This window comes from Actibacterium sp. XHP0104, assembly GCF_025751515.1.
GTDB lineage: Bacteria > Pseudomonadota > Alphaproteobacteria > Rhodobacterales > Rhodobacteraceae > Actibacterium_D.
In genome coordinates this window covers 424,832-449,982 of record NZ_JAOWLE010000001.1, presented here as the reverse complement: position 1 = coordinate 449,982, position 25,151 = coordinate 424,832, and the positions used below count along the sequence as shown (strand labels likewise).

Annotated in this window: 27 protein-coding genes; 18 read left to right on the top strand and 9 right to left on the bottom strand. The window is 63.7% G+C overall.

What is annotated here, in order from left to right; translation table 11 throughout:
• Positions 1 to 92 precede the first annotated feature (92 nt).
• From OE856_RS02300 to grxD, 4 genes are all read left to right on the top strand, one after another.
• On the top strand, positions 93 to 998 hold the full coding sequence (locus OE856_RS02300; protein ID WP_263714429.1) for a LysR family transcriptional regulator: 906 nt from the start codon (positions 93 to 95) through the stop codon (positions 996 to 998).
• A gap of 447 nt (positions 999 to 1,445) precedes the next feature.
• Positions 1,446 to 3,605: a phosphoribosylformylglycinamidine synthase subunit PurL gene (gene purL / locus OE856_RS02295; protein WP_263714428.1), complete on the top strand. Its 2,160-nt coding sequence runs from the start codon at positions 1,446 to 1,448 to the stop codon at positions 3,603 to 3,605.
• A gap of 79 nt (positions 3,606 to 3,684) precedes the next feature.
• A complete protein-coding gene (locus OE856_RS02290) occupies positions 3,685 to 3,921 on the top strand; it encodes a BolA/IbaG family iron-sulfur metabolism protein (RefSeq protein ID WP_263714427.1) in 237 nt (78 codons plus the stop codon).
• 21 nt (positions 3,922 to 3,942) lie between these two features.
• Positions 3,943 to 4,305, top strand: coding sequence for a Grx4 family monothiol glutaredoxin (gene grxD, locus OE856_RS02285; RefSeq protein ID WP_263714426.1), 363 nt, complete (start codon positions 3,943 to 3,945; stop codon positions 4,303 to 4,305).
• 76 nt (positions 4,306 to 4,381) lie between these two features.
• On the opposite strand, the gene OE856_RS02280 is transcribed toward grxD, so the two are convergent.
• Positions 4,382 to 4,768 (bottom strand): cell division protein ZapA, encoded by a 387-nt coding sequence (locus OE856_RS02280; protein WP_263714425.1) that lies wholly within the window; start codon positions 4,766 to 4,768, stop codon positions 4,382 to 4,384.
• On the bottom strand, positions 4,761 to 5,237 hold the full coding sequence (locus tag OE856_RS02275; protein WP_263714424.1) for a hypothetical protein: 477 nt from the start codon (positions 5,235 to 5,237) through the stop codon (positions 4,761 to 4,763). The genes OE856_RS02280 and OE856_RS02275 overlap by 8 nt, the downstream gene beginning before the upstream one ends.
• 194 nt (positions 5,238 to 5,431) lie before the next feature.
• On the opposite strand from OE856_RS02275, the gene tkt reads away from it, so the two are divergent.
• From tkt to OE856_RS02260, 3 genes are all read left to right on the top strand, one after another.
• Positions 5,432 to 7,447, top strand: coding sequence for a transketolase (tkt, locus tag OE856_RS02270; RefSeq protein WP_263714423.1), 2,016 nt, complete (start codon positions 5,432 to 5,434; stop codon positions 7,445 to 7,447).
• Positions 7,448 to 7,689: 242 nt separating this feature from the next.
• The gene (gene gap / locus OE856_RS02265; RefSeq protein WP_263714422.1) at positions 7,690 to 8,688 is read left to right on the top strand and encodes a type I glyceraldehyde-3-phosphate dehydrogenase; all 999 of its coding nucleotides are present in this window, start codon (positions 7,690 to 7,692) and stop codon (positions 8,686 to 8,688) included.
• 38 nt (positions 8,689 to 8,726) lie between these two features.
• Entirely contained in the window at positions 8,727 to 8,870 is a 144-nt protein-coding gene (locus tag OE856_RS02260) for a hypothetical protein (RefSeq protein WP_263714421.1), read from the top strand.
• On the opposite strand, the gene coaD is transcribed toward OE856_RS02260, so the two are convergent.
• From coaD to OE856_RS02245, 3 genes are all read right to left on the bottom strand, one after another.
• Positions 8,867 to 9,367, bottom strand: coding sequence for a pantetheine-phosphate adenylyltransferase (gene coaD, locus OE856_RS02255; RefSeq protein WP_263714420.1), 501 nt, complete (start codon positions 9,365 to 9,367; stop codon positions 8,867 to 8,869). The two genes, OE856_RS02260 and coaD, sit on opposite strands and share 4 nt — an antisense overlap.
• Before the next feature lie 67 nt (positions 9,368 to 9,434).
• Positions 9,435 to 9,869: a CBS domain-containing protein gene (locus OE856_RS02250; protein WP_263714419.1), complete on the bottom strand. Its 435-nt coding sequence runs from the start codon at positions 9,867 to 9,869 to the stop codon at positions 9,435 to 9,437.
• Positions 9,870 to 9,923: 54 nt separating this feature from the next.
• A complete protein-coding gene (locus OE856_RS02245; RefSeq protein ID WP_263714418.1) occupies positions 9,924 to 10,844 on the bottom strand; it encodes a LysR family transcriptional regulator in 921 nt (306 codons plus the stop codon).
• Between the two features lie 102 nt (positions 10,845 to 10,946).
• Between OE856_RS02245 and OE856_RS02240 the strand changes: the two genes are divergently transcribed.
• Positions 10,947 to 12,446, top strand: a complete 1,500-nt coding sequence (locus OE856_RS02240; protein WP_263714417.1) for a CoA-acylating methylmalonate-semialdehyde dehydrogenase — start codon at positions 10,947 to 10,949, stop codon at positions 12,444 to 12,446.
• 64 nt (positions 12,447 to 12,510) lie between these two features.
• Here OE856_RS02240 and OE856_RS02235 read toward each other — a convergent pair whose 3' ends face one another.
• Positions 12,511 to 13,197 (bottom strand): VPLPA-CTERM sorting domain-containing protein, encoded by a 687-nt coding sequence (locus OE856_RS02235; RefSeq protein WP_263714416.1) that lies wholly within the window; start codon positions 13,195 to 13,197, stop codon positions 12,511 to 12,513.
• A 158-nt stretch (positions 13,198 to 13,355) separates the two neighbouring features.
• A complete protein-coding gene (locus OE856_RS02230; protein WP_263714415.1) occupies positions 13,356 to 13,712 on the bottom strand; it encodes a YkgJ family cysteine cluster protein in 357 nt (118 codons plus the stop codon).
• 191 nt (positions 13,713 to 13,903) lie between these two features.
• Between OE856_RS02230 and OE856_RS02225 the strand changes: the two genes are divergently transcribed.
• The 8 genes from OE856_RS02225 to OE856_RS02190 all read left to right on the top strand — a co-directional run bounded on the left by OE856_RS02225 (position 13,904) and on the right by OE856_RS02190 (position 20,228).
• Positions 13,904 to 15,037, top strand: coding sequence for a carboxylate-amine ligase (locus tag OE856_RS02225; protein WP_263714414.1), 1,134 nt, complete (start codon positions 13,904 to 13,906; stop codon positions 15,035 to 15,037).
• Between the two features lie 77 nt (positions 15,038 to 15,114).
• Entirely contained in the window at positions 15,115 to 15,687 is a 573-nt protein-coding gene (locus OE856_RS02220; protein WP_263714413.1) for a L,D-transpeptidase, read from the top strand.
• A gap of 111 nt (positions 15,688 to 15,798) precedes the next feature.
• Positions 15,799 to 16,944 carry an acyl-CoA dehydrogenase family protein gene (locus OE856_RS02215; protein ID WP_263714412.1) on the top strand — a complete coding sequence of 382 codons (1,146 nt, stop codon included), beginning with the start codon at positions 15,799 to 15,801 and terminating at the stop codon, positions 16,942 to 16,944.
• Positions 16,944 to 17,990: an enoyl-CoA hydratase/isomerase family protein gene (locus OE856_RS02210; RefSeq protein ID WP_263714411.1), complete on the top strand. Its 1,047-nt coding sequence runs from the start codon at positions 16,944 to 16,946 to the stop codon at positions 17,988 to 17,990. Before OE856_RS02215 ends, OE856_RS02210 begins: the two co-directional genes overlap by 1 nt.
• Positions 17,987 to 18,859, top strand: a complete 873-nt coding sequence (gene mmsB, locus OE856_RS02205; protein ID WP_263714410.1) for a 3-hydroxyisobutyrate dehydrogenase — start codon at positions 17,987 to 17,989, stop codon at positions 18,857 to 18,859. The genes OE856_RS02210 and mmsB overlap by 4 nt, the downstream gene beginning before the upstream one ends.
• Positions 18,859 to 19,524, top strand: a complete 666-nt coding sequence (locus OE856_RS02200; protein WP_263714409.1) for a Crp/Fnr family transcriptional regulator — start codon at positions 18,859 to 18,861, stop codon at positions 19,522 to 19,524. The genes mmsB and OE856_RS02200 overlap by 1 nt, the downstream gene beginning before the upstream one ends.
• An 83-nt stretch (positions 19,525 to 19,607) precedes the next feature.
• Positions 19,608 to 19,814, top strand: coding sequence for a DUF2892 domain-containing protein (locus OE856_RS02195; RefSeq protein WP_263714408.1), 207 nt, complete (start codon positions 19,608 to 19,610; stop codon positions 19,812 to 19,814).
• Positions 19,815 to 19,904: 90 nt separating this feature from the next.
• Positions 19,905 to 20,228, top strand: coding sequence for an excinuclease ABC subunit A (locus OE856_RS02190; RefSeq protein ID WP_263714407.1), 324 nt, complete (start codon positions 19,905 to 19,907; stop codon positions 20,226 to 20,228).
• A 122-nt stretch (positions 20,229 to 20,350) separates the two neighbouring features.
• Here the strand turns inward: OE856_RS02190 and uvrA are convergent, their stop codons facing one another.
• Entirely contained in the window at positions 20,351 to 23,212 is a 2,862-nt protein-coding gene (gene uvrA, locus OE856_RS02185) for an excinuclease ABC subunit UvrA (protein WP_263714406.1), read from the bottom strand.
• Between the two features lie 245 nt (positions 23,213 to 23,457).
• Between uvrA and OE856_RS02180 the strand changes: the two genes are divergently transcribed.
• Complete coding sequence (locus tag OE856_RS02180; RefSeq protein WP_263714405.1) at positions 23,458 to 23,820, top strand: rhodanese-like domain-containing protein; 363 nt, start codon at positions 23,458 to 23,460, stop codon at positions 23,818 to 23,820.
• Here OE856_RS02180 and OE856_RS02175 read toward each other — a convergent pair.
• Positions 23,817 to 24,710, bottom strand: a complete 894-nt coding sequence (locus tag OE856_RS02175) for a LysR family transcriptional regulator (RefSeq protein WP_263714404.1) — start codon at positions 24,708 to 24,710, stop codon at positions 23,817 to 23,819. The two genes, OE856_RS02180 and OE856_RS02175, sit on opposite strands and share 4 nt — an antisense overlap.
• Positions 24,711 to 24,811: 101 nt before the next feature.
• Between OE856_RS02175 and OE856_RS02170 the strand changes: the two genes are divergently transcribed.
• On the top strand, positions 24,812 to 25,099 hold the full coding sequence (locus OE856_RS02170; RefSeq protein WP_263714403.1) for a DUF1330 domain-containing protein: 288 nt from the start codon (positions 24,812 to 24,814) through the stop codon (positions 25,097 to 25,099).
• Positions 25,100 to 25,151: the final 52 nt, after the last annotated feature.

The following is a 25,151-nucleotide window of genomic DNA, read 5'->3' as shown; positions in this document are numbered from 1 at the left end:
ATCAATTTTTGATAAGTCTTCATTTGCAAACGAGTATTTGGGCACCTAGTTATCTTACCGTAAACGCATGGCAGCATTGCGAGTATTGCAACATGGACTGGGATAAGCTCAGAATATTTCACGCGGTGGCGGATGCCGGCAGTCTGACCCATGCGGGCGACGTGCTGCACCTGTCGCAATCGGCGGTGTCCCGCCAGATTCGCGCGCTCGAAGAAAGCCTGAACACCACCCTTTTCCACCGCCATGCCCGCGGACTGATTCTCACCGAACAGGGCGAATTGCTGTTCGACGCCACCGTCGCCATGACCAAATGCCTCGAGGCCGCCGAGGCCCGCATCCGTGACAGCGAAGAGGAAATGGTGGGCGAGCTGCGCGTCACCACCACGCTGGGCTTTGGCACGCTGTGGCTGGCCCCGCGCCTGCCCAAGTTCTACGAGAAATACCCCGATCTGAAAATCGACCTGATGCTTGAGGAACGCCTGCTTGACCTGCCCATGCGCGAGGCCGATGTCGCCATCCGCATGAAAGAGCCCAGCCAGGCCGACCTGATCCGCAAGCGCCTGATGACGGTGCGGATCCGGCTTTATGCCTCGCGGTCCTACCTGGAGACCCATGGCACACCCACCACGGTCGAGGATCTCAAGGCCCACCGTCTGATCTGCCAGAACCCGCGCGCCGCCCAGGTCGCCGCCGGTGCCGCCCTGGCGCAGGAACTGATGAGCCATGAGGTTGCTTCGGTTCTGTCGGTGAACAACTACTTTGGCATCCTTCAGGGCGTGATCAACAATCTCGGCATCGGGGTGCTGCCCGACTATCTGACCGAGGACTTCCCCGATCTGGTGCGCGTCCTGCCCGAGATCGAAAGCAACGAGGTGCCCGCCTTCCTCGCCTATCCCGAGGAACTGCGCCATTCCAAGCGCATTGCCGCCTTCCGCGATTTCGTCACCGAAGAGATCTTCGAGCACCGCCGCCGCAAAAAAGAAGCAGCCAAGATGTGAGATATGCGCAACAGGCATAGCGGCCATGCTGCACTTGCGGCATTTTTTTCTTGAAGGGAATCTCTGCGCAACTTATTTGGGCTGTGAAGGCAGCGGTTGACCCGCTGGTCTTTACCTCCCTGTTGGACTTTGGCCGAGCTTTGTCTCGGCCTTTTTTTTCGCGCATCCCCTGCCCGTAAATCTTTGTTTTCCTGTCAGGTTTCTTCAAGCGACGACACGCAAGAAATCGCCCCACCACCGCATGATGCGCAAAATGCAGGCGCTGGCCCCACCCCGCCGCACAATTATTGCGTGTTATTGCAACTGCAACATTTCCGGCTCGAACCGGCCGGCCTGCATGAAATTACAAACAAATCGCCCCGAACCGCCCGTTTGACCCGCGCGCCCCCTTTCCCATCGCGCCGCCATGTCCTATGAGAACGCCAGTTTTCGGCCCAGGGGGACAACATGGAAGAACCGCAGATCACCGAAGAGCTGATTGCCGCACACGGCCTCAAGCCCGATGAATATGCCGAGATCCTGCGGCTGCTGAACCGCGAACCCACCTTTACCGAACTGGGCATCTTCTCGGCGATGTGGAACGAACACTGTTCCTACAAGTCGTCCAAGAAATGGCTGCGCACCCTGCCCACCGAGGGCCCGCAGGTCATCTGTGGCCCCGGTGAAAACGCCGGCATCGTCGATATCGGCGACGGTCAGGCGGTGGTGTTCAAGATGGAAAGCCACAACCACCCCTCGTATATCGAGCCCTACCAGGGCGCGGCCACCGGCGTCGGCGGCATCCTGCGCGACGTGTTCACCATGGGCGCCCGCCCGATCGCGGCGATGAACTCGCTGTCGTTCGGCGAAACCTCCCACCCCAAGACCCGCCAGCTGGTCAACGGTGTGGTCGAGGGCATCGGCGGCTATGGCAACTGTTTCGGCGTGCCCACCGTGGGCGGCGAGGTGCGGTTCCACCCGGCCTATAACGGCAACTGCCTGGTCAACGCCTTTGCGGCGGGCCTGATCAATACCGACAGCATCTTCTACTGCGCCGCCTCGGGCGTCGGCATGCCCGTTGTCTATCTGGGTGCCAAGACCGGCCGCGACGGCGTCGGCGGCGCCACCATGGCCAGCGCCGAATTCGACGACACGATCGAGGAAAAGCGCCCCACCGTTCAGGTCGGCGACCCTTTCACCGAAAAACGCCTGATGGAAGCCACGCTTGAGCTGATGGCCTCGGGCGCGGTGATCTCGATTCAGGATATGGGCGCCGCGGGCCTGACCTGTTCGGCCGTAGAAATGGGCGACAAGGGCCACCTGGGCATCCGGCTTGACCTGGAAAACGTGCCCCAGCGCGAAACCCACATGACCGCCTATGAGATGATGCTCTCGGAAAGCCAGGAGCGCATGCTCATGGTGCTCAAGCCCGAGAAAGAGGCCGAGGCCCGCGCGATCTTTGACAAATGGGATCTCGATTTCGCCATCGTCGGCGAAACCATCGCCGAAGACCGCTTCCTGATCATGCATAACGGCGACTGCAAGGCCGACCTGCCGCTGTCGAAACTGTCGTCCTCGGCCCCCGAGTATGACCGTCCCTGGGTGGAAACCCCGGCCGCCGCGCCGCTGGCCGACGTGCCCGCCATCGACGCCATTGAGGGCCTGCGCGCCCTGATCGGCAGCCCGAACTACGGCGCGAAACAGTGGGTCTATGAGCAATACGACACCCAGGTGATGGCCGACACGATCCGCACCCCCGGCCTGGGCGCCGGCGTCGTGCGCGTGCATGGCACCGACAAGGCCGTGGCCTTTACCAGCGACGTCACCCCGCGCTACGTCAAAGCCAACCCCTTCGAGGGCGGCAAACAGGCCGTGGCCGAGGCCTATCGCAACCTGACCGCCGTCGGCGCCAAGCCGCTGGCCACCACCGACAACCTGAACTTCGGCAACCCCGAAAAGCCCGAGATCATGGGCCAGTTCGTCGGCGCCATCAAAGGCATCGGCGCCGCCGTGGCCGCGCTGGACATGCCGATCGTGTCGGGCAACGTGTCGCTGTATAACGAAACCGACGGCAAGGGCATCCTGCCCACCCCCACCATCGGCGCCGTGGGCCTGCTGGCCAGCCAGGACGACCTGATCGCCGGCGTGGCGCAGGACGGCCAGATCGCGCTGCTGGTCGGTGACACCGCCGGTCACCTGGGCCAGTCGGCCCTGCTGGCCGAGATGTTCGGCCGCGAAGACGGCGACGCCCCGCATGTCGATCTGGACGTGGAACGCCGCAACGGTGATTTCATCCGCGCCAATGCCGCGCTGATCGGCGCCTGCACCGACCTGGGCGATGGCGGGCTGGCACTGGCCGCCTTCGAGATGGCCGAGGCCGGCAACGTGGGCGTCACGCTGGATGCCGACGACACCCCCACCCTGTTTGGCGAAGACCAGGCGCGCTACCTGCTGGCCTGCAACTTTGATCAAGCCGAGGCGCTGATCGCCGCCGCCGGTCAGGCCGGTGTGCCGGTCACGACCGTGGGCAAGTTCGGCGGTGACGCGATACGCTATGGCGCCTCCGAGGCGCCGCTGGCCCAGCTGCGTGACACCTATCGCGGCGCTTTTGCCGCAGCCATCGCCTAAGGCCACTTGCGCCCGGTGCTTGTGCGCCGGGCGTGGCTCACCTAGATTTAGGCCAAGACCAACACAGGGATCACCCGACATGCCAATGACCGCCACCGAGATCGAACACCTGATCCGTCAATCCTTTCCCGATGCACAGATCGAGGTGCAGGGCGATGACGGCGTGCATTTCTCGGCCATGGTCATCGACGAAAGCTTTCGCGGTATGAACCGGGTGCAGCAGCAGCGGGCGGTAATGAAGGCGCTGAAAGGCAAGATGGACGGCGCCCAGGGCGAAATCCATGCCCTGGCCCTGACCACCAAGGCGCCCGGCTGAAACATCAAAAAGGAGCCGCACATGGCTGATGCTAAAGACATTATTCAGGACACGATCACCAGCAATGACGTCGTCCTCTACATGAAGGGCACCAAGGAAATGCCGCAGTGCGGGTTTTCCTCGCGCGTGGCTGGCGTGCTGAACTACATGGGCGTGAACTTTGCCGATGTGAACGTTCTGGCCGATGAGGCGGTCCGTCAGGGCATCAAGGAATTCAGCGACTGGCCGACCATCCCGCAGCTTTACGTCAAAGGCGAATTCGTCGGCGGCTGCGACATCGTTACCGAGATGACCCTCTCGGGCGAGCTGGACCAGCTGTTTGATGACAACGGCATTGCCTACAACAAGGAAGCGGCCGACAAGATTCGCCAAGCGAACGCCTGATCGCGCCCCTCACCGCATGAAAAAGCCCGCGCCGGTCATCCGGGGCGGGCTTTGTGTTTTTCGGGGGGCAGCGGCGTCAGGCGCTCAGCTTGTCCTCGACCGCATCGGCCAGCGCCTCGGCGCGGGCGGCCAGCTCGGCCATGGTTTCACGCACGGCCTGCGGAATGACCGGCACCTCGACGCGCTCGGCCGGGGCCGATTGCAGCGCAGACAGCTGTGCCTCAAGCGCCTGCTTTTCCTCGTCGGAGCGGCGCAGCTTTTCCTCAAGCCCGGCGGTGCGGTCGGCCAGCATCAGCCCTGCCATCAACAGCATCCGCGCCTCGGGCAGACGCCCGATCTGTTCGACCAGAACCGAGGCCTCGGCATCCAACAGCCCCGCGGCCGAGCGCAGATAAGCCTCTTCGCCGGGCTGGCACGACACCTCGAAGGTGCGGCCGCCAATGTGAATCTGAACGTCAGGCATGGGTCTCTCCCTGAACAAGGGGGGTCAGTTCGGCCAGGATCTGGTCCAGCTCGGCGCGGTCGCTGTCGCGCACGGCGCGCAGGGCGTCCAGTTCGGCCTGCATGGCCTGATTGATCAGGCTGTCGTCGCCCAGCCCGCCGGCATTGGCCTCGCGCAGGGCGGCATTGCTGGCGCGCAACTCGGCGTTGACGCGGCGCATGCGGTCGATCTCGCGCTCGGCGGCCTCGGCACGGGCGCTCAGCTTGGTCAGCCGGGCCTCGAGCTGGGCAAGGTGCTTGTCCTGCTTTTCCTGGATTGCGCGCACGCGCTCTTCCAGTTGGGCATTGGCGTTTTTCTCATCGGCCAGCGCGGCCGTCAGCTGTGCCACCTGATCGCCACCGGCCCCACCGGGGGCGATGGTGGCAATGCCTTTTCCGATTCGCTCTAGCGCGGCGGTGATGCGGTGCTCAAAATCGTTGATATCGCTCATCTCTGCCTGTCCAGGTCTTGGTTTTTGTCTGATGCCCCGCACGAATCGCGGGTGGGCACCGGTTTTGGCGATCTTACCCAATGCCTTGGGGAAATGCGCCCCCCTTTCCCGTCACGTCCGCGCGGCTATTGCTTGATCTTGTGGCGCGCGCTGCCTATGACCCCGCAAACAGTATTCATCGAAGGATCACTCAGGTGGACATCCAAGCCCTTGCCAAAGCACATCCCGAACACTGGTCCAAGGCCTGCGCGATCCGCGCCCTGACGCTTGACGCCATCGCCGCCGCGAATTCCGGCCATTCCGGCATGCCGATGGGCATGGCCGATGTTGCGACGGTTCTGTTCGAGAAACACCTGAAATTCGATGCCTCGACCCCCAACTGGCCCGACCGCGACCGGTTCATTCTGTCGGCGGGGCATGGCTCGATGCTGATCTATTCGCTGCTGCACCTGACCGGCTATGCCGACATGACGATCGAGCAGATCAAGAACTTCCGCCAGAAAGGCGCGATCACCGCGGGCCACCCCGAATATGGCCATGCCACCGGCGTTGAAACCACCACCGGCCCGCTGGGTCAGGGCATCTCGAATGCCGTCGGTTTCGCCATGGCCGAGGAGATCCAGCGTGCGCGCTACGGCAAGAAGATCGTCGATCACCACACCTATGTTATCGCCGGCGACGGCTGCCTGATGGAAGGCATCAGCCAAGAGGCCATCGGCCTTGCCGGCAAGCACGAGCTGAGCAAGCTGATCGTGCTGTGGGACAACAACAACATCACCATCGACGGCACCGTTGATCTGGCCGACAAGACCGATCAGCTGAAACGGTTCGAGGCCTCGGGCTGGTCGGTGTTCGAATGCGACGGGCATGACCCCGACGACATTCACCGCGCCATCACCGCCGCCAAGGGCACCAAGACCCCGACGCTGGTCGCCTGCAAGACCCATATCGCCCTGGGCTCGGCCGCGCAGGACACGCCCAAGGGCCACGGCGCCCTGACCGACGCCAAGGTCGTGGCCGACACCAAGGCCGCCTATGGCTGGACCCACGCCCCCTTTGACATCCCCGCCGACATCAAGGCCCAGTGGGAGGCCATCGGCGCCCGTGGCGCATCCGAGCGCGCCGCCTGGGAGGCCCGCCTGCAAACCCTGTCGCAGACCAAGCGCAACGACTTCCTGCGCGCCTATGACATGGACGCCCCCAAGAAACTGTCGGCCACCATCAAGGCGCTGAAGAAACAGATCAGCGACGAGGCCCCCAAGGTCGCCACCCGCAAATCCAGCGAGATGGTGCTGGAAGTGATCAACCCGATCATGCAGGAAACCGTGGGCGGCTCGGCCGACCTGACCGGATCGAACAACACCAAGACCGGCGATCTGGGCGTGTTCATGCCCGATAACCGGGGCGGCCGTTACGTCTATTACGGCATCCGCGAACACGGCATGGCCGCCGCGATGAACGGCATGGCCCTGCATGGCGGCGTGCGCCCCTATGGCGGCACCTTCCTGTGCTTTACCGACTATGCGCGCGGCTCGGTCCGCCTGTCGGCGCTGATGGGCATTCCGGTGACCTATGTCATGACCCATGACAGCATCGGCCTGGGCGAAGACGGCCCGACCCACCAGCCGGTGGAACATGTCGCCATGCTGCGCGCGACGCCGAACATGAACGTGTTCCGCCCCGCCGACACCGTGGAAACCGCCGAGGCCTGGGAAATCGCCCTGACCTCGAAAACCACGCCCAGCACGCTGGCCCTGTCGCGCCAGAACCTGCCGACCGTGCGCACCCAGCACACCACCAAGAACCTGACCGCCCAGGGCGCCTATGTCCTGGCCGAGGCCGAGGGCAAGCGCCAGGCCATCCTGATGGCCACCGGCTCTGAGGTCGAGATCGCCATGAAGGCGCGCGACATCCTGCAGGCCGAGGGCATCGGCACCCGCGTCGTGTCCATGCCCTGCTGGGAGCTTTTCGCGGCCCAGCCCGAGGCCTATCGCAAGCGTGTCCTGCCCGCGGGCCCCGTGCGCGTGGCCGTCGAGGCCGGTGTGCGCTTTGGCTGGGATCAGTGGCTGCTGGGCGAGCGTGGCCGCGAAGCCAAGGCCGGTTTCGTCGGCATGCAGGGCTTTGGCGCCTCGGCCCCGGCCGAAGAGCTGTACGAAATGTTCGGCATCACCGCCGAGGCCGTGGCCGAAAAGGTCAAGTCGCTGCTCTGATCGCGGCCGTGAACCACATTCAGGGGCGTCCCGCATCTGCCGGGGCGCCCCTATTGATTCCCCATGCTGCGAATGCAGAAAGTCGTTAGCGGTCGCACCCCGTGGCGTTAGCGCCACCACGCCGCACCCCACGGAAATTTGCGCTAACAGCCCGCACCCGAACGCCTTTGCGCCTTTCTAATACGGCGCAACGGGGGTATTCAGCCCCCAACGCGACATCAGCGAACACGGAGTTTGTGAACATGACCATCACTGTTGGCATCAATGGCTATGGCCGTATCGGCCGCTGCACCCTGGCCCATATCGTCGAGTCCGGCCGCGAGGACGTGAAGGTCGTCAAGATCAACGCCACCGGCCCGATCGAGACCGCCGCCCACCTGATGCGCTATGACAGCGTGCATGGCCGCTTCCCCAACAAGATCACCGTCGACGGCGACACGATGGATATGGGCGCCGGCCCGATGAAGGTCTTCTCGACCTACGAGCCGACCGAACTGGACTGGTCGGGCTGCGACGTGGTTCTGGAATGCACCGGCAAGTTCAACGATGGCGAAAAGGCCAAGGTGCACCTGGGCCAGGGCGCGAAAAAGGTGCTGATCTCGGCCCCTGCCAAGAACGTCGACCGCACCGTGGTCGTGGGCGTCAACGATGACGAGCTGACCGCCGCCGACACGATGGTGTCGAACGGGTCGTGCACCACCAACTGCCTGGCCCCGGTGGCCAAGGCGCTGCACAACGCCATCGGCATTGAATCGGGCATCATGACCACGATCCACGCCTATACCGGCGACCAGCCGACGCTGGACCGCCGCCACAAGGACCTGTATCGCGCCCGCGCCGCCGCCATGTCGATGATCCCCACCTCGACCGGCGCCGCCAAGGCCCTGGGCGAAGTGCTGCCCGCCCTGAAAGGCAAGCTCGACGGCTCGGCCGTGCGCGTGCCCACGCCGAACGTGTCGGCCGTTGACCTGACCTTCATCGCTCAGAAAGACGTGACCGAAGCCGACGTGAACGCCATCATCAAAGAGGCCTCCGAGGGCGCCATGAAAGGCATCCTGGGCTATACCGAGGAAAAGCTGGTGTCGGTCGATTTCAACCACACCACCGAAAGCTCGTATTTCGCCGCCGACCAGACCAAGGTCATCGGCGGCCGCCTGGTGCGCGTGCTGGCCTGGTATGACAACGAATGGGGCTTTAGCTGCCGCATGGCCGACCTGGCCGTGCTGATGGCCAACAAGTAAGATCGCATAGGGCGCGCCCCGGCGCGCCCTGCCCTGACATGAGCAACCGGTCCGCCCTCATCCTTGCGCTGCTGATAGCAGTCGGCCTGATCGCCGATCAGGTTGCAAATGATGGGCAGGCCAGCATGTTCCTGGCCCGCAAGATGGTCGATCTGATCGACTACCTGGCGTTCTGGCGCTAAGCCTTGCCGTGCAGCCGCTCCATCAGGGCGGTGTTGACCTCGTCGGGCACGAATTTCGACACATCACCCCCCAGCCGGCAGATTTCCTTGACCAGCTTGGATGCGATCGCCTGCCGGCGCGCATCGGCCATCAGGAACACCGTCTCGACGCTGGAATCCAGCGCGCGGTTCATCCCGACCATCTGGAATTCATATTCGAAATCGGCCACCGCGCGCAGGCCGCGGATGATCATCGACGCACCCACGTCATGGGCACAGTCGATCAGCAGGTTCTCGAACGGATGCACAACGAATTCCGGCCCGCCGGGCACGGTCATCTTGGCGCATTCGGCCTCGACCATGGCAACGCGCTCTTCCAGCGAGAAAAGCGGCCCCTTGTCGCGGTTGATGGCCACACCGACCACCAAGCGGTCAACCAGCGTGGACGCGCGCTTGATGATATCGATATGGCCCAGTGTAATCGGGTCGAATGTGCCGGGATAAAGGCCGATCCGCATATGTGTTCCCCTCGTTCTGTTTTCTCGAAGGCAACAATATTACGTCAGACTTTGCAAGGGCCGCTGTTCAGCGGCCCATGATCATGTCTTGCAGGGCGTCTTTTTCCATCGTCAGTTCCGACAGGCGGGCCTTGACCACGTCACCGATCGAGATCAGGCCGACCATCTTGTCGCCATCCATCACCGGCATGTGGCGGAAACGGCCATCGGACATCTGTTGCAGAACGCTTTGGGCGTCCTGATCCATGCGGCAGCCGATCACCTCTTTGGTCATCAGGTCATCGACTTTGTCCGACATGCAGGCCGGGCCACGGCGCCCCAACTCGCGAACGATGTCGCGCTCGGAAATGATACCCGTGACAGTCTCACCATCCGCCGAAACCACCAACGAACCGATCCGCTTTTGCGACAGAATCGCAGCGGCATCCGCCACGGTCGTGCCAGGAGCGATGGTGATGATGCCACCTTCGGGTTTGGATTTGAGAATGTGCTGAACTTGCATGTAAGCGAGCCTCCCTGTGCTTTCCTCAACCCTCGCCTTAACGGCGAGGTTCTGTCAAGTAACTGTCATGTCTTCACGATCATTGATCTGCTCAAGCCGCGCGACTTCACGCCGCACCTCGTCCACCAGCTCGGCGGCAAAGCGGTTCAGACGCTCGACCTTGCGGTCATCAGCATGACGAACCAGATAGAACGACCGGGTCAGCGACAGCTGATCGGTCAGAATCCGCAGCACATTGCGCACCGTCGGCAGGGCAAAGTCATGCACGATGCCAAGCCCGGCATGCTGGCGGATATAGTTCATCTGAACGGTGATAGAGTTCGACACCAGCAGCGGCGGGTCGATGGGAACCTCTGACAGATAGTCCAGTTCCTTGTCAAAGATCATGTCCTGAATATAGCCGACGGTGCGGTGGCCGCGCAGATCCGCCAGGGTTTCGATCGGCGGGCTGCGTTTCAGATAGCGACGGCTGGCGGCCAGGTGCAGCTTGTAATCCGTGATCTTCTGAACGGTCAGACGTCCGGCATTGGGCGGGCTGACGGTGATCGCCATGTCGGCCTCGCGCCGCGACAGGTTGACGACCCGCGGCAAGGACAGGATCTGCACCTCAAGCCCGGGATGGCGGTCACAGATCCGCGCACAGACCTGCGGCAACACATAGCTGGCACAGCCATCGGGCGCCCCGATGCGGATGGCGCCCCTGATATGGCCCTCTTGCCCGGTGATCTCGTCGGCGGCCAGGGCGATGGCCTGTTCGGCCTGTTCGGCGCGGGTCAGCATCCGCTCGCCCTCGGCGCTGAGGGTATAGCCCTGCGGCGACTTGGCAAAGAGCGGCACGCCCAGCCCCTCTTCCAGCCGCTGGATGCGCCGCCCCACGGTCGCGGGGTCGAGTTTCAGCGTTTTTCCGGCGCCCGACAGGCTTTCGGCCCGTGCCACGGCCAGAAAGACCCGCATATCGTCCCAGTTGGGTTCCATCCCGTCGTACCCCTATTATTGCAAAACCTTTTTGGAATACTGCTTCTTTTGCATTGAAAATTGCAAGGCTATTCTCGTCTTCAGGATATTCAGGAGGATTCCATGCAAGAACTCTGCCATTTCATCGACGGTCAGCACGTGGCCGGCACCTCGGGTCGCTTTGCCGACGTCTTCAACCCCGCCACCGGCGAAGTGCAGGCCAAGGTGCCGCTGGCCACCAAAGCCGAAGTCGACGCCGCCGTCGCCAAGGCCGCCGAGGCCCAGAAGGCCTGGGCCGCCACCAACCCCCAGCGCCGCGCCCGCGTGATGATGAAGTTCGCTGACCTCATCAACCGCGACATGGACAAGCTGGCCGAGGCCGTCAGCCGCGAACACGGCAAAACCCTGCCCGACGCCCGCGGCGACGTTCAGCGCGGCCTGGAAGTGGTCGAATTCTGCATGGGTGCCCCGCACCTGCTGAAGGGTGAGTTCGTCGACAATGGCGGCCCCGGCATCGACCTCTACTCGATGCGCCAGCCCCTGGGCGTGGTCGCCGGCATCACCCCGTTCAACTTCCCCGCGATGATCCCGCTGTGGAAACTGGCCGGCGCGCTGGTCTGTGGCAACGCCATGATCCTCAAGCCGTCCGAGCGTGTGCCCACCACCGCCATGATGCTGGCCGAGATGATCATCGAAGCCGGCCTGCCCGAGGGTGTGCTGCAGGTTGTGCACGGCGACAAAGAGTCGGTCGATGCGCTGCTGGACAACGAAACCATCCAGGCCGTGGCTTTTGTCGGCTCGACCTCGATCGCGCAGTATATCTATAGCCGCGCCACCGCGAACGGCAAACGCGCCCAGTGCTTTGGCGGTGCCAAGAACCACATGATCATCATGCCCGACGCCGACCTCGACAAGGCCGCCGACGCGCTGGTGGGTGCCGGTTTCGGCGCGGCCGGCGAACGCTGCATGGCGATCTCGGTTGCCGTGCCGGTGGGCGAGGAAACCGCCGACCGCCTGATCGAGGCACTGGTGCCCCGTATCGAAAAGCTGAAAGTTGGCCCCTACACCGCTGGTGAAGGCGTCGATTTCGGCCCGGTCATCACCGCCGCCGCCAAGCAGCGCATCAACGGCCTGGTCGACTCGGGTGTCAAGCAAGGCGCCGAGCTGGTCATCGACGGCCGCGACTTCAGCCTGCAGGGCTATGAAGACGGCTTCTTTGTCGGCCCCAGCCTGTTCGACCGCGTCACCCCCGACATGGACATCTACAAAGAGGAAATCTTTGGCCCCGTCCTGTCGACCGTCCGCGCTGAATCGTACGAGGAAGCGCTGGACCTGGTGTCGGGCAACGAATACGGCAACGGCACCTCGATCTACACCGCCGATGGCGACACCGCGCGCGACTTTGCCAGCCGCGTGAATGTCGGCATGGTGGGGATCAACTTCCCGATCCCGGTTCCGCTGTCGTACTTCACCTTTGGCGGCTGGAAGAAATCGGGCTTTGGCGATCTCAACCAGTACGGCCCCGACGCATTCCGTTTCTACACGAAAACCAAAACCGTCACGGCGCGCTGGTTCTCGGGTATCAAGGAAGGCGGCGAATTCCACTTCAAAGCGATGGACTAACGACCCCCCGCCCAAAAGAGAAAAGGCGCCGGAAACGGCGCCTTTTTTCGTTTTCAGATCTGGCTCAGGCCTTTTTGCGGCGCCGCAGGGCCGCCAGCACACCCAGCCCGCCCAGCAGCAGCGGCGCACCGGCCGGCAGCGGAACGATCGACGGCGGCATGTAGGACACGGTGATCGACTTGAGCTTGAATTCATCACCATCGCCCGACGCACCGATCGAGAACAGCGAATGCGTGCCATAGCTGGTCAGGTTGTCCGAGGTCGCAAAGCTGCCCCCGTCGCCCACGCAGGACACCACGTCACAGCTGGAAAACAGCGTCAGCGTATAGCCCAGAACGCCGCCGACATCGGTGTAGCGTCCGAACGAGAAATCATCGTCACCGTCCCAATAGGAAAAGGTCGCCGACACGATCGATACGGCAGCCGAGAACGACAGCTTGATCAGCTCATCCGGGCCCGTGCTGTCAACGAAATGCTGGTCGTTCGAGTCAACCCCGACGCCCAGACCGTTGCCCCACTGGCCCAGCCAGACCTGATTGCCAAAACTGCCATCTGCATTTTCCAGATGCCCGGTCGCGGTCAGCGAAACTCCGCTGCCGATATCCGTCCAGGAATACGACCCGGCGGTCCAGCCACCGCCGCCAGCCAGGTCAAACGTGATTTCCGCAGCCGAGGCGGCGCTCGCGCCAGCCATGGCAACCGCAGCGACAAACGGCGCCGCAATCGCGGATTTAAGTGCAATTCGGTTCATCTAAACCCCCATCCGTTAATACTAGATACCTCCCGCGCATACGAAATGGCATGACGGGAACATAAGCGCGAATATTTACGCAGTTTACTGATCACTAAGAAAGACAAATTTTCGCCACATTCCGCAGCGGCACATGGGCATTGTTCGCGCTATTTGCGCTATGCCACCTCTGCCCCAGGCATAATCCCTGATCCGGCAACAATGCGCATGGCATCCGCCTGCGCCATCCGATGCATCCTGGCGCGGGTGCATTCGAAACTGCCCGAACGGAACGCCCGACACGCCTCGGGCCGCTGGTCGTAAACGCCACAGTTCAGCTGGCCGCCGGGCGCCGCGCAAAGCTGCGCGCAATGCCCGTTCTGCATCTTCATATAGCGCCGGCCGTCGATCTCATTGGTCAGTGCGGGCGGAATGTTACGGTTGGTGTCCTGTTCAAGCAGAACGATATAGCGGTCATGCCCACCAAAACAGCAGGCGCCACATTGGGTGCAGTCAAACTCTGTCAGAGCCATCATCACACTGTCGGAAAGGTGCCGGTCCGGACGGACCCTGCGCCGCCGGACGATGCAACACGCGCGCCATTACTGCGCCGCCGCGAGTCGCGCAAGAGCCCGCGAGAGGCCGCCATTTTCCGTCCCTGCGACGGTTAAACGCTGGACCTGCGGCCAAGGCTTTGCTTACCTGCCAAAAACAGGGGGACACACCCATGGCCAAAACAATGCCCGCCTTCACCATCGGCGTCGAAGAGGAATACCTGCTGGTCGACAAAGAGACCTGCGCCCTGGCCATGGCGCCGGCCGAGCTGATGGAGGAATGCACCGCCGAACTGGCCGGCCAGTTCAGCCCCGAGTTCCTGCAATGCCAGGTCGAGATCGGCACTCATGTCTGCAAGACCGTGTCCGAGGCCCGCGACGACCTGCGCCACCTGCGCCGCACCGTCGCCCGCATCGCCGACAAACACGGCCTGGCCCCGATCGCCGCCTCGTGCCACCCCTTTGCCGACTGGAAACAGCAGCACCATACCGACAAGCAGCGCTATAACGAGCTGAGCAAGCTGCTGGCCGGCGTCGCGCGGCGGATGCTGATCTGCGGCATGCATGTTCATATCGGCATCGACGACGAATCCGACCGCATCGACCTGATGAACCAGATGTCGTATTTCCTGCCGCACTTGCTGGCGCTCAGCACCTCGTCGCCGTTCTGGCAGGGCATCGACACCGGCCTGGCCTCGTATCGCCTGACCGTGTTCGACAACCTGCCCCGCACCGGCCTGCCGCCGCGCGCCCAAAGCTGGGACCATTATCGCCAGATGGTCGACACGCTGATCGACCTGAACCTGATCGAGGACAGCAGCAAGATCTGGTGGGACCTGCGCCCCTCGGCCCGGTTCCCCACGCTCGAGGTGCGGATCTGCGACGTCAGCCCCAAGCTGGAACACGCCCTGTCGCTGGCGGCGCTGGCGCAATGCATGGCACGGATGCTGTACCGGCTGAAACAGCGCAACCAGCAATGGCGCCTCTATGATCCGTTCCTGATCGCCGAAAACCGCTGGCGCGCCCAGCGTTACGGCATCACCGAGGGGCTGATCGACCTGGGCCAGGGCTGCATCACGCCGATGGCCGCACTGGTCGAGGAAATGATCGAGCTTTTGTCCGAGGATGCCGCCGCGCTGGGATGCCTGTCCGAATTGCAGGCCACCCGCGACATCATCGCCCATGGCACCAGCGCCGACCGCCAGCGCCGCACCTACGAGGCCGCGCTGGCCGATGGCAAAGAGGATCGCGAGGCGCTGCGCGACGTGGTGCGCCTGTTGATCGACGAGTTCCAGAACGGGCTGTAACCCGCCACACACGGGGATTTGAGTGGACCCGGATGCGCTGACCTGACAGTCAGGCGCAAAAGAAAAGGAGCAGCCCGATGACCCTTTCCCGCCGCCATTTCCTGACCGCAAGCGCCGGCCTGATCGCCGCGCCGTCGATCCTGCGCGCCCAGGCGCTGACCGCAGGCCCCGACGAGCCGGCCCCCACCCGCCATAACGTGTCCAGCTTTGCCACCCAGAACTGGCAAGACCATTTCGACAGCCTTGGCCGCGTGACCCTGCTGGCCGATACCACCTCGCGGGCGCTGCATTTCTGGTCGGCCGATGGGGCGGACTATCGCCTCTACCCCACCTCGGTGCCGATGAGCGAAGACCTGACCAAGCGCGGCTACACCGAGGTCGTGCGCAAGAAGGTCGGCCCGACCTGGACCCCAACCACCAGCATGCGCGAGCGCGACCCCAGCCTGCCCGAATTCATGCCCGCAGGCCCCGGCAACCCGCTGGGCACACATGCGCTCTATCTCAGCTGGCCCGCCTACCTGATCCACGGCACCCATGACACGCGCAAGATCGGGCGCCGGTCGTCCTCGGGCTGTATCGGTCTTTACAACGACAAAATCGCCGAATTGTTCGACCTGGTGCCCGTCGGCGCACAGGTTCGGGTAATTTAGCAAAACGGCTTTGAAAATCCTCCACTTGCCTTTGCATGTTTCGGCCTGCAAAACTTGTGCAACAGTCTTAAATTAACATCCGTTCAATTTTTGACGCCAGCGGAGGATCACATGGATTTTGCACTCAGCGAAGAGCAGGAAGCGATTTTTGAAATGGCCCGCGATTTCGGGGCCGAACATATCGCGCCAAATGCCCGCGAATGGGAAAATCAGGGCACCATCCCCAAAGAGCTGTGGTCGAAAGTGGCCGAGCTGGGCCTGGGCGGCGTCTATGTCTCTGAGGAGTATGGCGGATCTGGCCTGAACCGGCTGGATGCCACTCTGGTGTTCGAGGCTCTGGCCATGTCCTGCCCCTCGGTCGGGTCACTGCTGTCGATCCACAACATGTGCGGCGGCATGATCGACAAGTTCGGCTCGCACGAGACCAAGCAGAAATGGCTGCCTGATCTCTGCTCGATGACCAAGATCTTTTCCTACTGCCTGACCGAGCCCGGCTCGGGCAGTGATGCGGCCTCGCTGCGCACCCGCGCCGCCAAGACCAATGACGGCTATGTGCTGAACGGCACCAAGGCGTTCATCTCGGGCGGCAGCTATTCCGACGCCTATGTCGTGATGTGCCGCACCGGTCAGGACGGCCCCAAGGGCATCTCGACCGTGGTGGTCGAGGACGGCACCCCCGGCCTCAGCTTTGGCGCGCTGGAACACAAGATGGGCTGGAAATCGCAGCCCACGGCGCAGGTGCAGTTCGACGATTGCGCCATTCCCGCCGAAAACCTGGTCGGCGAAGAAGGCCGCGGCTTTAGCTATGCCATGGCCGGCCTCGACGGCGGCCGCCTGAATATCGCGGCCTCGGCCCTAGGCGGCGCACAGGCTGCGCTGGATGCTGCCGTGACCTATATGGGCGAGCGCAAGGCCTTTGGCAAAACCCTCGACCAGTTCCAGGCGCTGCAATTCCGCCTGGCCGACAACGAGGTCAAGCTGCAATCGGCCCGCACCTTCCTGCGTCAGGCCGCCTGGAAGCTGGACCAGAAAACCGCTGACGCGACCAAGTTCTGCGCCATGGCCAAGCAATACGTCACGGACGTGTCCTTTGACGTGGCCAATGACTGTCTGCAGCTGCATGGCGGTTACGGCTACCTGGCCGATTACGGCATCGAGAAAATCGTGCGCGACCTGCGCGTGCACCAGATCCTGGAAGGCACCAACGAGATCATGCGCCTGATCGTCGCGCGCTCGTTGCTGGAGGATCGCGGCTGATGCCAGACATCGATATTCGCAAGGTCGCACGGGCCGGGCGGATCACATTGACCAGGCCAGAGGCGCTCAACGCCCTGACCTATGACATGTGCCTGGCGATCGAAGCCGCATTGGACGATTGGCGCGACGACGACGATGTCGCGCTGATCGTCATCGACGCCGTGGGCGAGCGCGCCTTTTGCGCCGGCGGCGACATCGCAGTCATGTATGAAACCGCCAAGGCGGGCGACTATGAATATGGCCGCAAATACTGGCGCGACGAATACCGCATGAACGCCAAGCTGTTCGAATATCCCAAACCCGTGGTCAGCCTGATGCAGGGCTTTACCATGGGCGGGGGCGTCGGTGTAGGCTGTCACGGCAGCCACCGTATCGTCGGCGACACCAGCCAGGTTGCCATGCCCGAATGCGGCATCGGCCTGGTGCCCGACGTGGGCGGTATGCTGATCCTGTCGCGCGCACCGGGGCGCCTGGGCGAATACCTGGGCACCACCGCGGGCCGCATGGGGCCGGGTGACGCGATCCTTGTGGGGTTCGCCGACTATTATATCCCCGAGGCCAGCTGGCCCGCCCTGATCGCAGAGCTGGAAAAGACCGGCGATCCCTCGGCCGTCGACCGCGCGGCTCAGCCCGCCCCCCAGGCCCCGCTGGCCGCCCTGCGCCCGCAGATCGACGCGCATTTCGGCGGCGAGACCATGGGCGACATCGCCCGGTCGCTGCGCGCCGAAGACAGTGATTTCGCCGCCGCCACGCTGAAAATGCTGGGCCGCAACAGCCCGCTTTCGATGGCCTGCACCATCGAGATGCTGCACCGGCTGCGCGGCAAGGACACCATTCGCGCCGCCTTGCGGCAGGAATATCGCTTTACCTATCGCTCGGCCGAAGAGGGTGACTTTATCGAAGGCATCCGCGCGGCCATTATCGACAAGGACAAATCCCCCCGCTGGCAGCATTCCGACATGGAAACGGTGCTGGGCATCGACGTCAGCCGGATGCTGATGCCACTGGGGGCACAAGGACTCAAGCTTGAGGAGGAGCTGGCATGAAAATCGGATTTATCGGACTGGGCAACATGGGCGGGCCGATGGCCACCAACCTGGCCGCGGCTGGCCACGAGGTGACGGGCTTTGACCTCACCGCCCCCTGCCCCGAGGGCGTCACCAAGGCCGACAGCGCCGAAGCCGCCGCAAAGGGCCAACAGGTCGTCGTGACCATGCTGCCCAACGGTGCGATCCTGCGCGCGGTGGCCGACCAGATCATCCCGGTGATGGATCAGGGCGCGGTGTTCCTCGACTGCTCGACCGTCGATGTCGACAGCGCCCGCGCCGTGGCCACCCAGGCCGAGGCCGCAGGCGTGTTGGGCATGGACGCGCCCGTGTCGGGCGGTGTCGGCGGCGCCGCCGCGGGCACGCTGACCTTCATGGCGGGCGGCTCGGACGCGGCGTTCGAGATCGCCAAGCCCCTGTTCGACATCATGGGCCAAAAGGCCGTGCATTGCGGCGCCTCGGGCGCGGGCCAGGCCGCCAAGATCTGTAACAACATGATCCTGGGCGTCACCATGATCGCCACCTGCGAGGCCTTTGCCCTGGCCGACAAGCTGGGCCTGGACCGCGCGAAAATGTTTGATGTCGTTTCCACCAGTTCGGGCTATAGCTGGTCCATGAACGCCTATTGCCCCGCCCCCGGCGTCGGCCCGCAAAGCCCCGCCGACAACGGTTATAAGCCCGGCTTTGCCGCCGAGCTGATGCTGAAAGACCTGCGCTTGTCGCAGCAGGCGGCGGAATCGGCCGATGCCGACACGCCGATGGGTCAGCTGGCCGCCGCGCTCTACACCACCTTTGTCGAGACCGAAGACGGCAAGGGCCGCGACTTTAGCGCCATGCTGCCCCGGTTCGAAAAGCGCGGTCGCGGCTGATGGGATGGGCGGCGCGGGCCGAAGGGCTGGAACAGCTCGAAGCGCCCGCGCGCGCCACGCTTGATACCCTGCCAGCGGCCACCCTGCCCAAGGGCCAGGCCCTGTTTCACCCCGGCGAGGCCGCGCGTGGCTTTGCCATCGTGCTGCGCGGCCGGGTCGAGGTCTATCTGACCGGCCCCACCGGTCGCGACATCCTGCTTTATGCCGTCGAGCCCGGCCAATCCTGCGTCCAGTCGACGCTGGGCCTGCTGGGCGGCGCCGATTATACCGGCGAGGCGCTGACCACCTCCGAGGTCGAGCTGGTCTTTGTGCCGCGCGACATGTTCCTGGCGCTGATGGACAGCTCTGCCGCATTTCGCCATTTCGTCTTTGGCGCCTTCGCCACCCGCATGCAAAGCATGATGACCCTGCTGGAAAAGGTCGCCTTTCAAAAGGTCGAAAGCCGCCTGGCCGCCGCCCTGCTGGATCAGTCCCAGGACGACATCGTGCGCGCCACCCATGCCGAGCTGGCCACCCGCATCGGATCGGCCCGCGAGGTGGTCTCGCGCCGGTTGGACGCGATGGCCAAACGCGGGCTGGTGCAGCTTGATCGCGGCATCGTGACCATCGTCAACCGCCCTGCCCTGATCGCCCTTTCCGAAATAGATGCGCCTTTCGTGACCTAGTCACAGACGCGGCAATGCAGTTGCGGCATAATCCTGGACATACCGCGCGACACCGAGTCGTTAGGAATGACAGGAGAATGGAAATGCTTAAGAAAAACGTTGGCGGCATCGACCGCATTCTGCGTATCGTCGTTGGCCTTGCTCTGCTGGTCGGGTTCTTCCTGAACGCCGACGCCGGCATGCGCTGGCTCTATCTGATCGGGATCGTGCCGCTGGCCACCGGCCTGATGTCGAGCTGCCCGGTCTATTCGATCCTGGGCCTCAACAGCTGCCCGATGAAGAAAAACTGACGCTCGCGCGGGTTTCCGCGCAAGACCGGGGCCGGCACTGGACAATTCCAGCGCCGGCCCTTTCTTTATGGGCAACCAATGGAGACACCCATGCGCCTTTTGCCCGCCCTGATCGCCGCCACCGCCCTTGCCATGACACCTGTCGTGTCCCTCGCCGGGCCGGGCCATTGCCCGCCCGGACTGGCCAAGAAAAACCCACCCTGCGTGCCGCCGGGGCAGGCGAAAAAGGGCGTCGACTATCACCCCGGTGACCATTTCGAAGATGACGACTATGTGCGCATCCTCTACCCCGACCGCTATGGTCTGGATCCGCGTGGCACCTACTATCACCGCGATGGCTATGTGCTGCGGGTCGATCCCGAGACACGCAAGGTTCTGAACCTGATCGGCGCGATTGCCGACCTGATGGAATAGGCACATACCTCTACGGTAACTGCCTCGGGCAGCCGCCTTACGGGCAATGAACGCGGTCCACGGCTATAACATCCGTGGCCGTCGACCACATGCCCGACCTTGGGCAAGGCAATGTGCGGCGCCTATTCCGCCGCCACTTTTCGCGCGTTCAGAATGTCCTTGAGATAACGCCCGGTATGGCTGGCCTCGACCTCGGCCACCTCTTCGGGCGTGCCAGTCGCAACCACCATTCCACCGCCATCGCCGCCCTCGGGGCCGATATCGATGATGTGGTCTGCGGTCTTGATGACATCAAGGTTATGCTCGATCACCACGACCGAGTTGCCCTGATCCACCAGCTCGTGCAGCACCTCAAGCAGCTTGCGTACATCCTCGAAATGCAGACCTGTCGTGGGCTCGTCGAGGATATAAAGCGTGCGGCCCGTGGCCCGTTTGGCCAGCTCTTTCGACAGCTTGACCCGCTGCGCCTCGCCGCCCGACAGGGTGGTCGCCTGTTGCCCGACCTTGATATAACCCAGCCCCACACGCATCAGCGCATCCATCTTGTCGCGGATGCTGGGAACGGCCTTGAAGAACTCTTGCGCATCTTCAACCGTCATATCAAGAACGTCAGCTATGCTTTTGCCTTTGAACTTAATTTCCAAAGTCTCGCGATTATATCGCGCGCCCTTGCAGGTCTCGCAAGTGACATAAACATCGGGCAGGAAATGCATCTCGATCTTGATGACACCATCGCCCTGGCAGGCCTCGCAGCGGCCGCCCTTGACGTTGAAACTGAACCGCCCCGGCTTATAGCCGCGGGCCTTGGCCTCGGGCAGACCGGCGAACCAGTCGCGGATGGGCGTGAAGGCCCCGGTATAGGTGGCGGGGTTCGATCGCGGGGTCCGCCCGATCGGGCGCTGGTCGATGTCGATCACCTTGTCCAGCGCCTCTAGCCCCTTGATGGTCTCGCACGGCGCGGGGGTCTGGCGCGCGCCGTTCAGCCGCATCGAGGCCGTTTTGAACAGCGTTTCAATCGTCAGCGTCGACTTGCCCCCGCCTGACACGCCGGTGACGCAGACGAACTTGCCCAGCGGGAAATCGACCGTCACATCGCGCAGGTTGTTGCCGGTGGCGCGCACGACCGTCACAGCCTTGCCCTTCTTGCCCTTGCGGCGCTTGGCCGGAACGGGGATCTCGCGCGTGCCCGACAGATACTGTCCGGTGACCGAGGCCGCATCGGCGGCGATTTCCGCTGGCGTGCCCTGCGACACGATCTGCCCGCCATGCACACCGGCGCCGGGGCCGATATCCAGCACGAAATCGGCCTCGCGGATCGCCTCTTCGTCATGTTCGACCACGATCACCGTGTTGCCCTGATCGCGCAGGTTCTTGAGCGTCTGCAACAGCCGCCCGTTGTCGCGTTGATGCAGCCCGATCGACGGTTCGTCGAGCACATAAAGCACCCCGGTCAGGCCCGACCCGATCTGGCTGGCCAGGCGGATACGCTGGCTTTCGCCGCCCGACAAGGTGCCCGAACTGCGCGACAGCGTCAGATATTCCAGCCCGACATTGTTCAGGAATCCCAGCCGCTCGCGGATCTCTTTCAGGATCGCGCGGGCGATTTCATTGCGCTGCGCGGTCAGGTGATCGGGCACCGTCAGGCACCAGTCATAGGCCTCGCGGATCGACATCTGCACCACCTGCCCGACATGCAGCCCGGCAATTTTCACCGCCAGCGCCTCGGCCCGCAGGCGATAGCCCTCGCAGGTGTGACAGGGGCGGTTGTTCTGGAACCGCTCGAATTCCTCGCGCACCCAGTTTGAATCGGTCTCGCGATAGCGGCGCTCCATGTTCGGGATCACGCCCTCGAAGTTGCGCTTGATCTGGTAGACGCGGCCGCCCTCGTCATAGCGGAAATCGATCTCTTCCTCGCCAGACCCATAGAGGAATACCTGCTGCACATGCGCGGGCAGATCCTTCCACGGGGTATTCTTCTCGAACTCGTAATGGCGGGCGATGGCTTCGATCGTTTGCAGAAAATAGGGCGACTTGCCCTTGCGCCAGGGCGCCAGCGCCCCGTCATAAAGGCGCAGCGCCTGATCGGGCACGACCAGGCGTTCGTCAAAGAACAACTCCATCCCCAGCCCGTCGCAATCGGGGCAGGCCCCGAAGGGCGCGTTGAACGAGAACAGCCGCGGCTCGATCTCGGGGATGGTGAAGCCCGACACCGGGCAGGCGAAATTTTCGCTGAATGTGATGCGCTCGGGGTCGCCCTCTTTGGGTGCGGTTTCCAGAATGGCGATGCCGTCGGCCAGATCCAGCGCGGTGCGCAGACTGTCGGCCAGACGGGTTTCCAGCCCCTCGCGCACGACGATCCGGTCGACCACAACGTCGATGTCATGGCGGAATTTCTTGTCCAGCACGGGCGGCTCTTCGAGTTCGTGAAAGGCGCCATCCACCTTGACCCGCTGAAAGCCCTGCTTGCGCAGTTCCAGGAATTCCTTGCGATACTCTCCCTTGCGGTCACGCACAATCGGGGCCAGCAGATAGGCGCGCGTGCCCTCCTCCATCGCCATGATCCGGTCGACCATGTCCTGCACCTGCTGCGCCTCGATCGGCTTGCCGGTGGCGGGGCTATAGGGGGTGCCGACCCGCGCGAACAGCAGGCGCATATAGTCGTAGATCTCGGTCACGGTGCCGACGGTCGAGCGCGGGTTCTTGCTGGTGGTTTTCTGCTCGATGGAAATGGCGGGCGACAGGCCACTGATGTGATCGACATCGGGCTTTTCCATCATGTCGAGGAACTGCCGCGCATAGGCCGACAGGCTCTCGACATAACGGCGCTGGCCCTCGGCATAGATCGTGTCGAACGCCAGCGACGACTTGCCCGAGCCCGACAGACCGGTGATCACCACCAGCTGATCGCGGGGAATGTCCACGTCGATATTCTTGAGGTTATGCTCGCGCGCGCCGCGCACCTCGATCTGTTTCAACTCGGCCATACACCACCCCCGGACCCACGGTGATTAAGAAATAGTTTACCGCAGGCGAGTCTCCAACCGAAAAGCAGGAACATTGCAAGAACTTTTCCGCCTGCGCCCCTTTTCTACTGCCATTTCGCGCGCCATCCCGCTATTTCTTCCCGAAATCGTGAGACAAGCCTTGCGCGACTCTTCACATTCGCCAACATGAATATATATCACCGCCACCCCCGCCCCCGCGGGACCAACCAGACAAGGAACCGACCATGTTTTCGATGTTCTCTGGCCCGCGCGTCGCCGTTCTGGATGCGGCCGAGGCGGTGCAGAAAGTCGCCGCCGGCGAGATGACCCTGATCGACGTGCGCGACGCGGCCGAGCTGCGGGCCACGGGCCATGCGGCAGGCGCGCTGCATATTCCGCTGCCGGTGTTGCAGATGAAGGTCGATCCGCGCAGCCCCGAGCACCTGCCCGAGCTGACCCTGGACCGGCCCATCGCGCTCTATTGCGCGTCGGGCGGGCGGTCGCAGATGGCGGCGCAGATGATGATGCAGATGGGCTATGAGCAGGTCTACAACATCGGCGGGCTGCACCACTGGCAGGTGGCCGGCGGCGCGCTTAGTCACGCCTAAGGCACCTCGGGCGGCCCGTAATAGCGATCGGCCCGCCCGGCAAACCGCCCCGCGACGAAACGCATGAATTCAACCACCCGCGGCAGGCGGCGCAGGTCGGGATGCGTCAGCACCCAGATCGGCATGTAGTCGATCAGCGGCACGCCGGGCACCGGAACCAGGTCGGGGTCGCCCTCGCCCAGAAACCAGGGCATCCGAACCAGCCCCATACCCGCCCGCGCCAACGCCGCGGCGCCGACCATGTCATCGCTGACCACCACGACCTCGGCGCCCGGCAGGTGCTGCACCAGGCTGGGCGGCAGCGGGTCGGAATAGGCCGTGAACGATACCACCGGCACCGCCCCGCCCGACGCCATGGCCGCGCTGTGATCGCGCAGAAAACCCGGGGTGGCGAACCAGCCCGCGCGCTGACGGGCGATCACCCTGCCCCAGAGGCTATCGGTCGGGTCTCGGGCAACGCGGATGGCGATGTCGGCCTCGCGCCGATGCAGGTTCAGCGGCGCATTCCCCCCCAGAACAGACAGCGAGATGCCGGGGAACATCTGCCGAAACTCGGTCAGGTCCTCGGCCAGCCCCGACAGCATCAGCAAAGGCGGCACCGTCACGGTCAGATCACCCGTGGCGCGGTCGTCCCGCGCCGCCAGCGCCAGATCCAGCGCCAATATCTCGGCCTCGATCCGGGCGGCACGGGCGGCGGCCTCGGCCCCGGCCTCGGTCGGCACCAGCCCGGTCGCCAGCCGGGTAAAGAACGGCGTGCCCGCCGCCTGCTCGGCCCGCGCCACCTGCCGCGACACCGTCGCATGTGTCACACCCAAGGCCCGCGCGGCGCCACTTAGCCCGCCCTCACGCGTGACCGCCAGAACGTATCGCAACCCGTCCCAATCCTGCATGACTACCCCTATTTTCGATCAGGTGTATTGCAGGCTTATACAATTTTCCCACAGCCCGACCAAACATAAGCTGAAAGCCCTACATCTCAGCGGAGCGCGCCATGCCACATTTCGTCGTCGTAAACCTTGCCCCCACCGATCCCGACACCCTTGCCGCCTATTTCAAGGTCGGCGGCGCGGCCGTGAAAAAGCACGGCGGCAAGGCCCTGGCCGGCGGCAGCCGTGAGATCCTTGAATCAAACGGCGGCGGCGCGCAGGCGCATGTCATCCTCAGCTTTCCCGACGCCCAGGCCGCGCGCGACTGGATCAACGACCCCGAGCTGGCCGACACCCACGCGCTGCGTCGCGCCGGGGCACAGACCACCATCACCCTGCTCGACCCGATGTAACGAAAAACGGCGCCCCTCTTGGGGGCGCCGTTCTGATCTGCCGTTTCGGCCC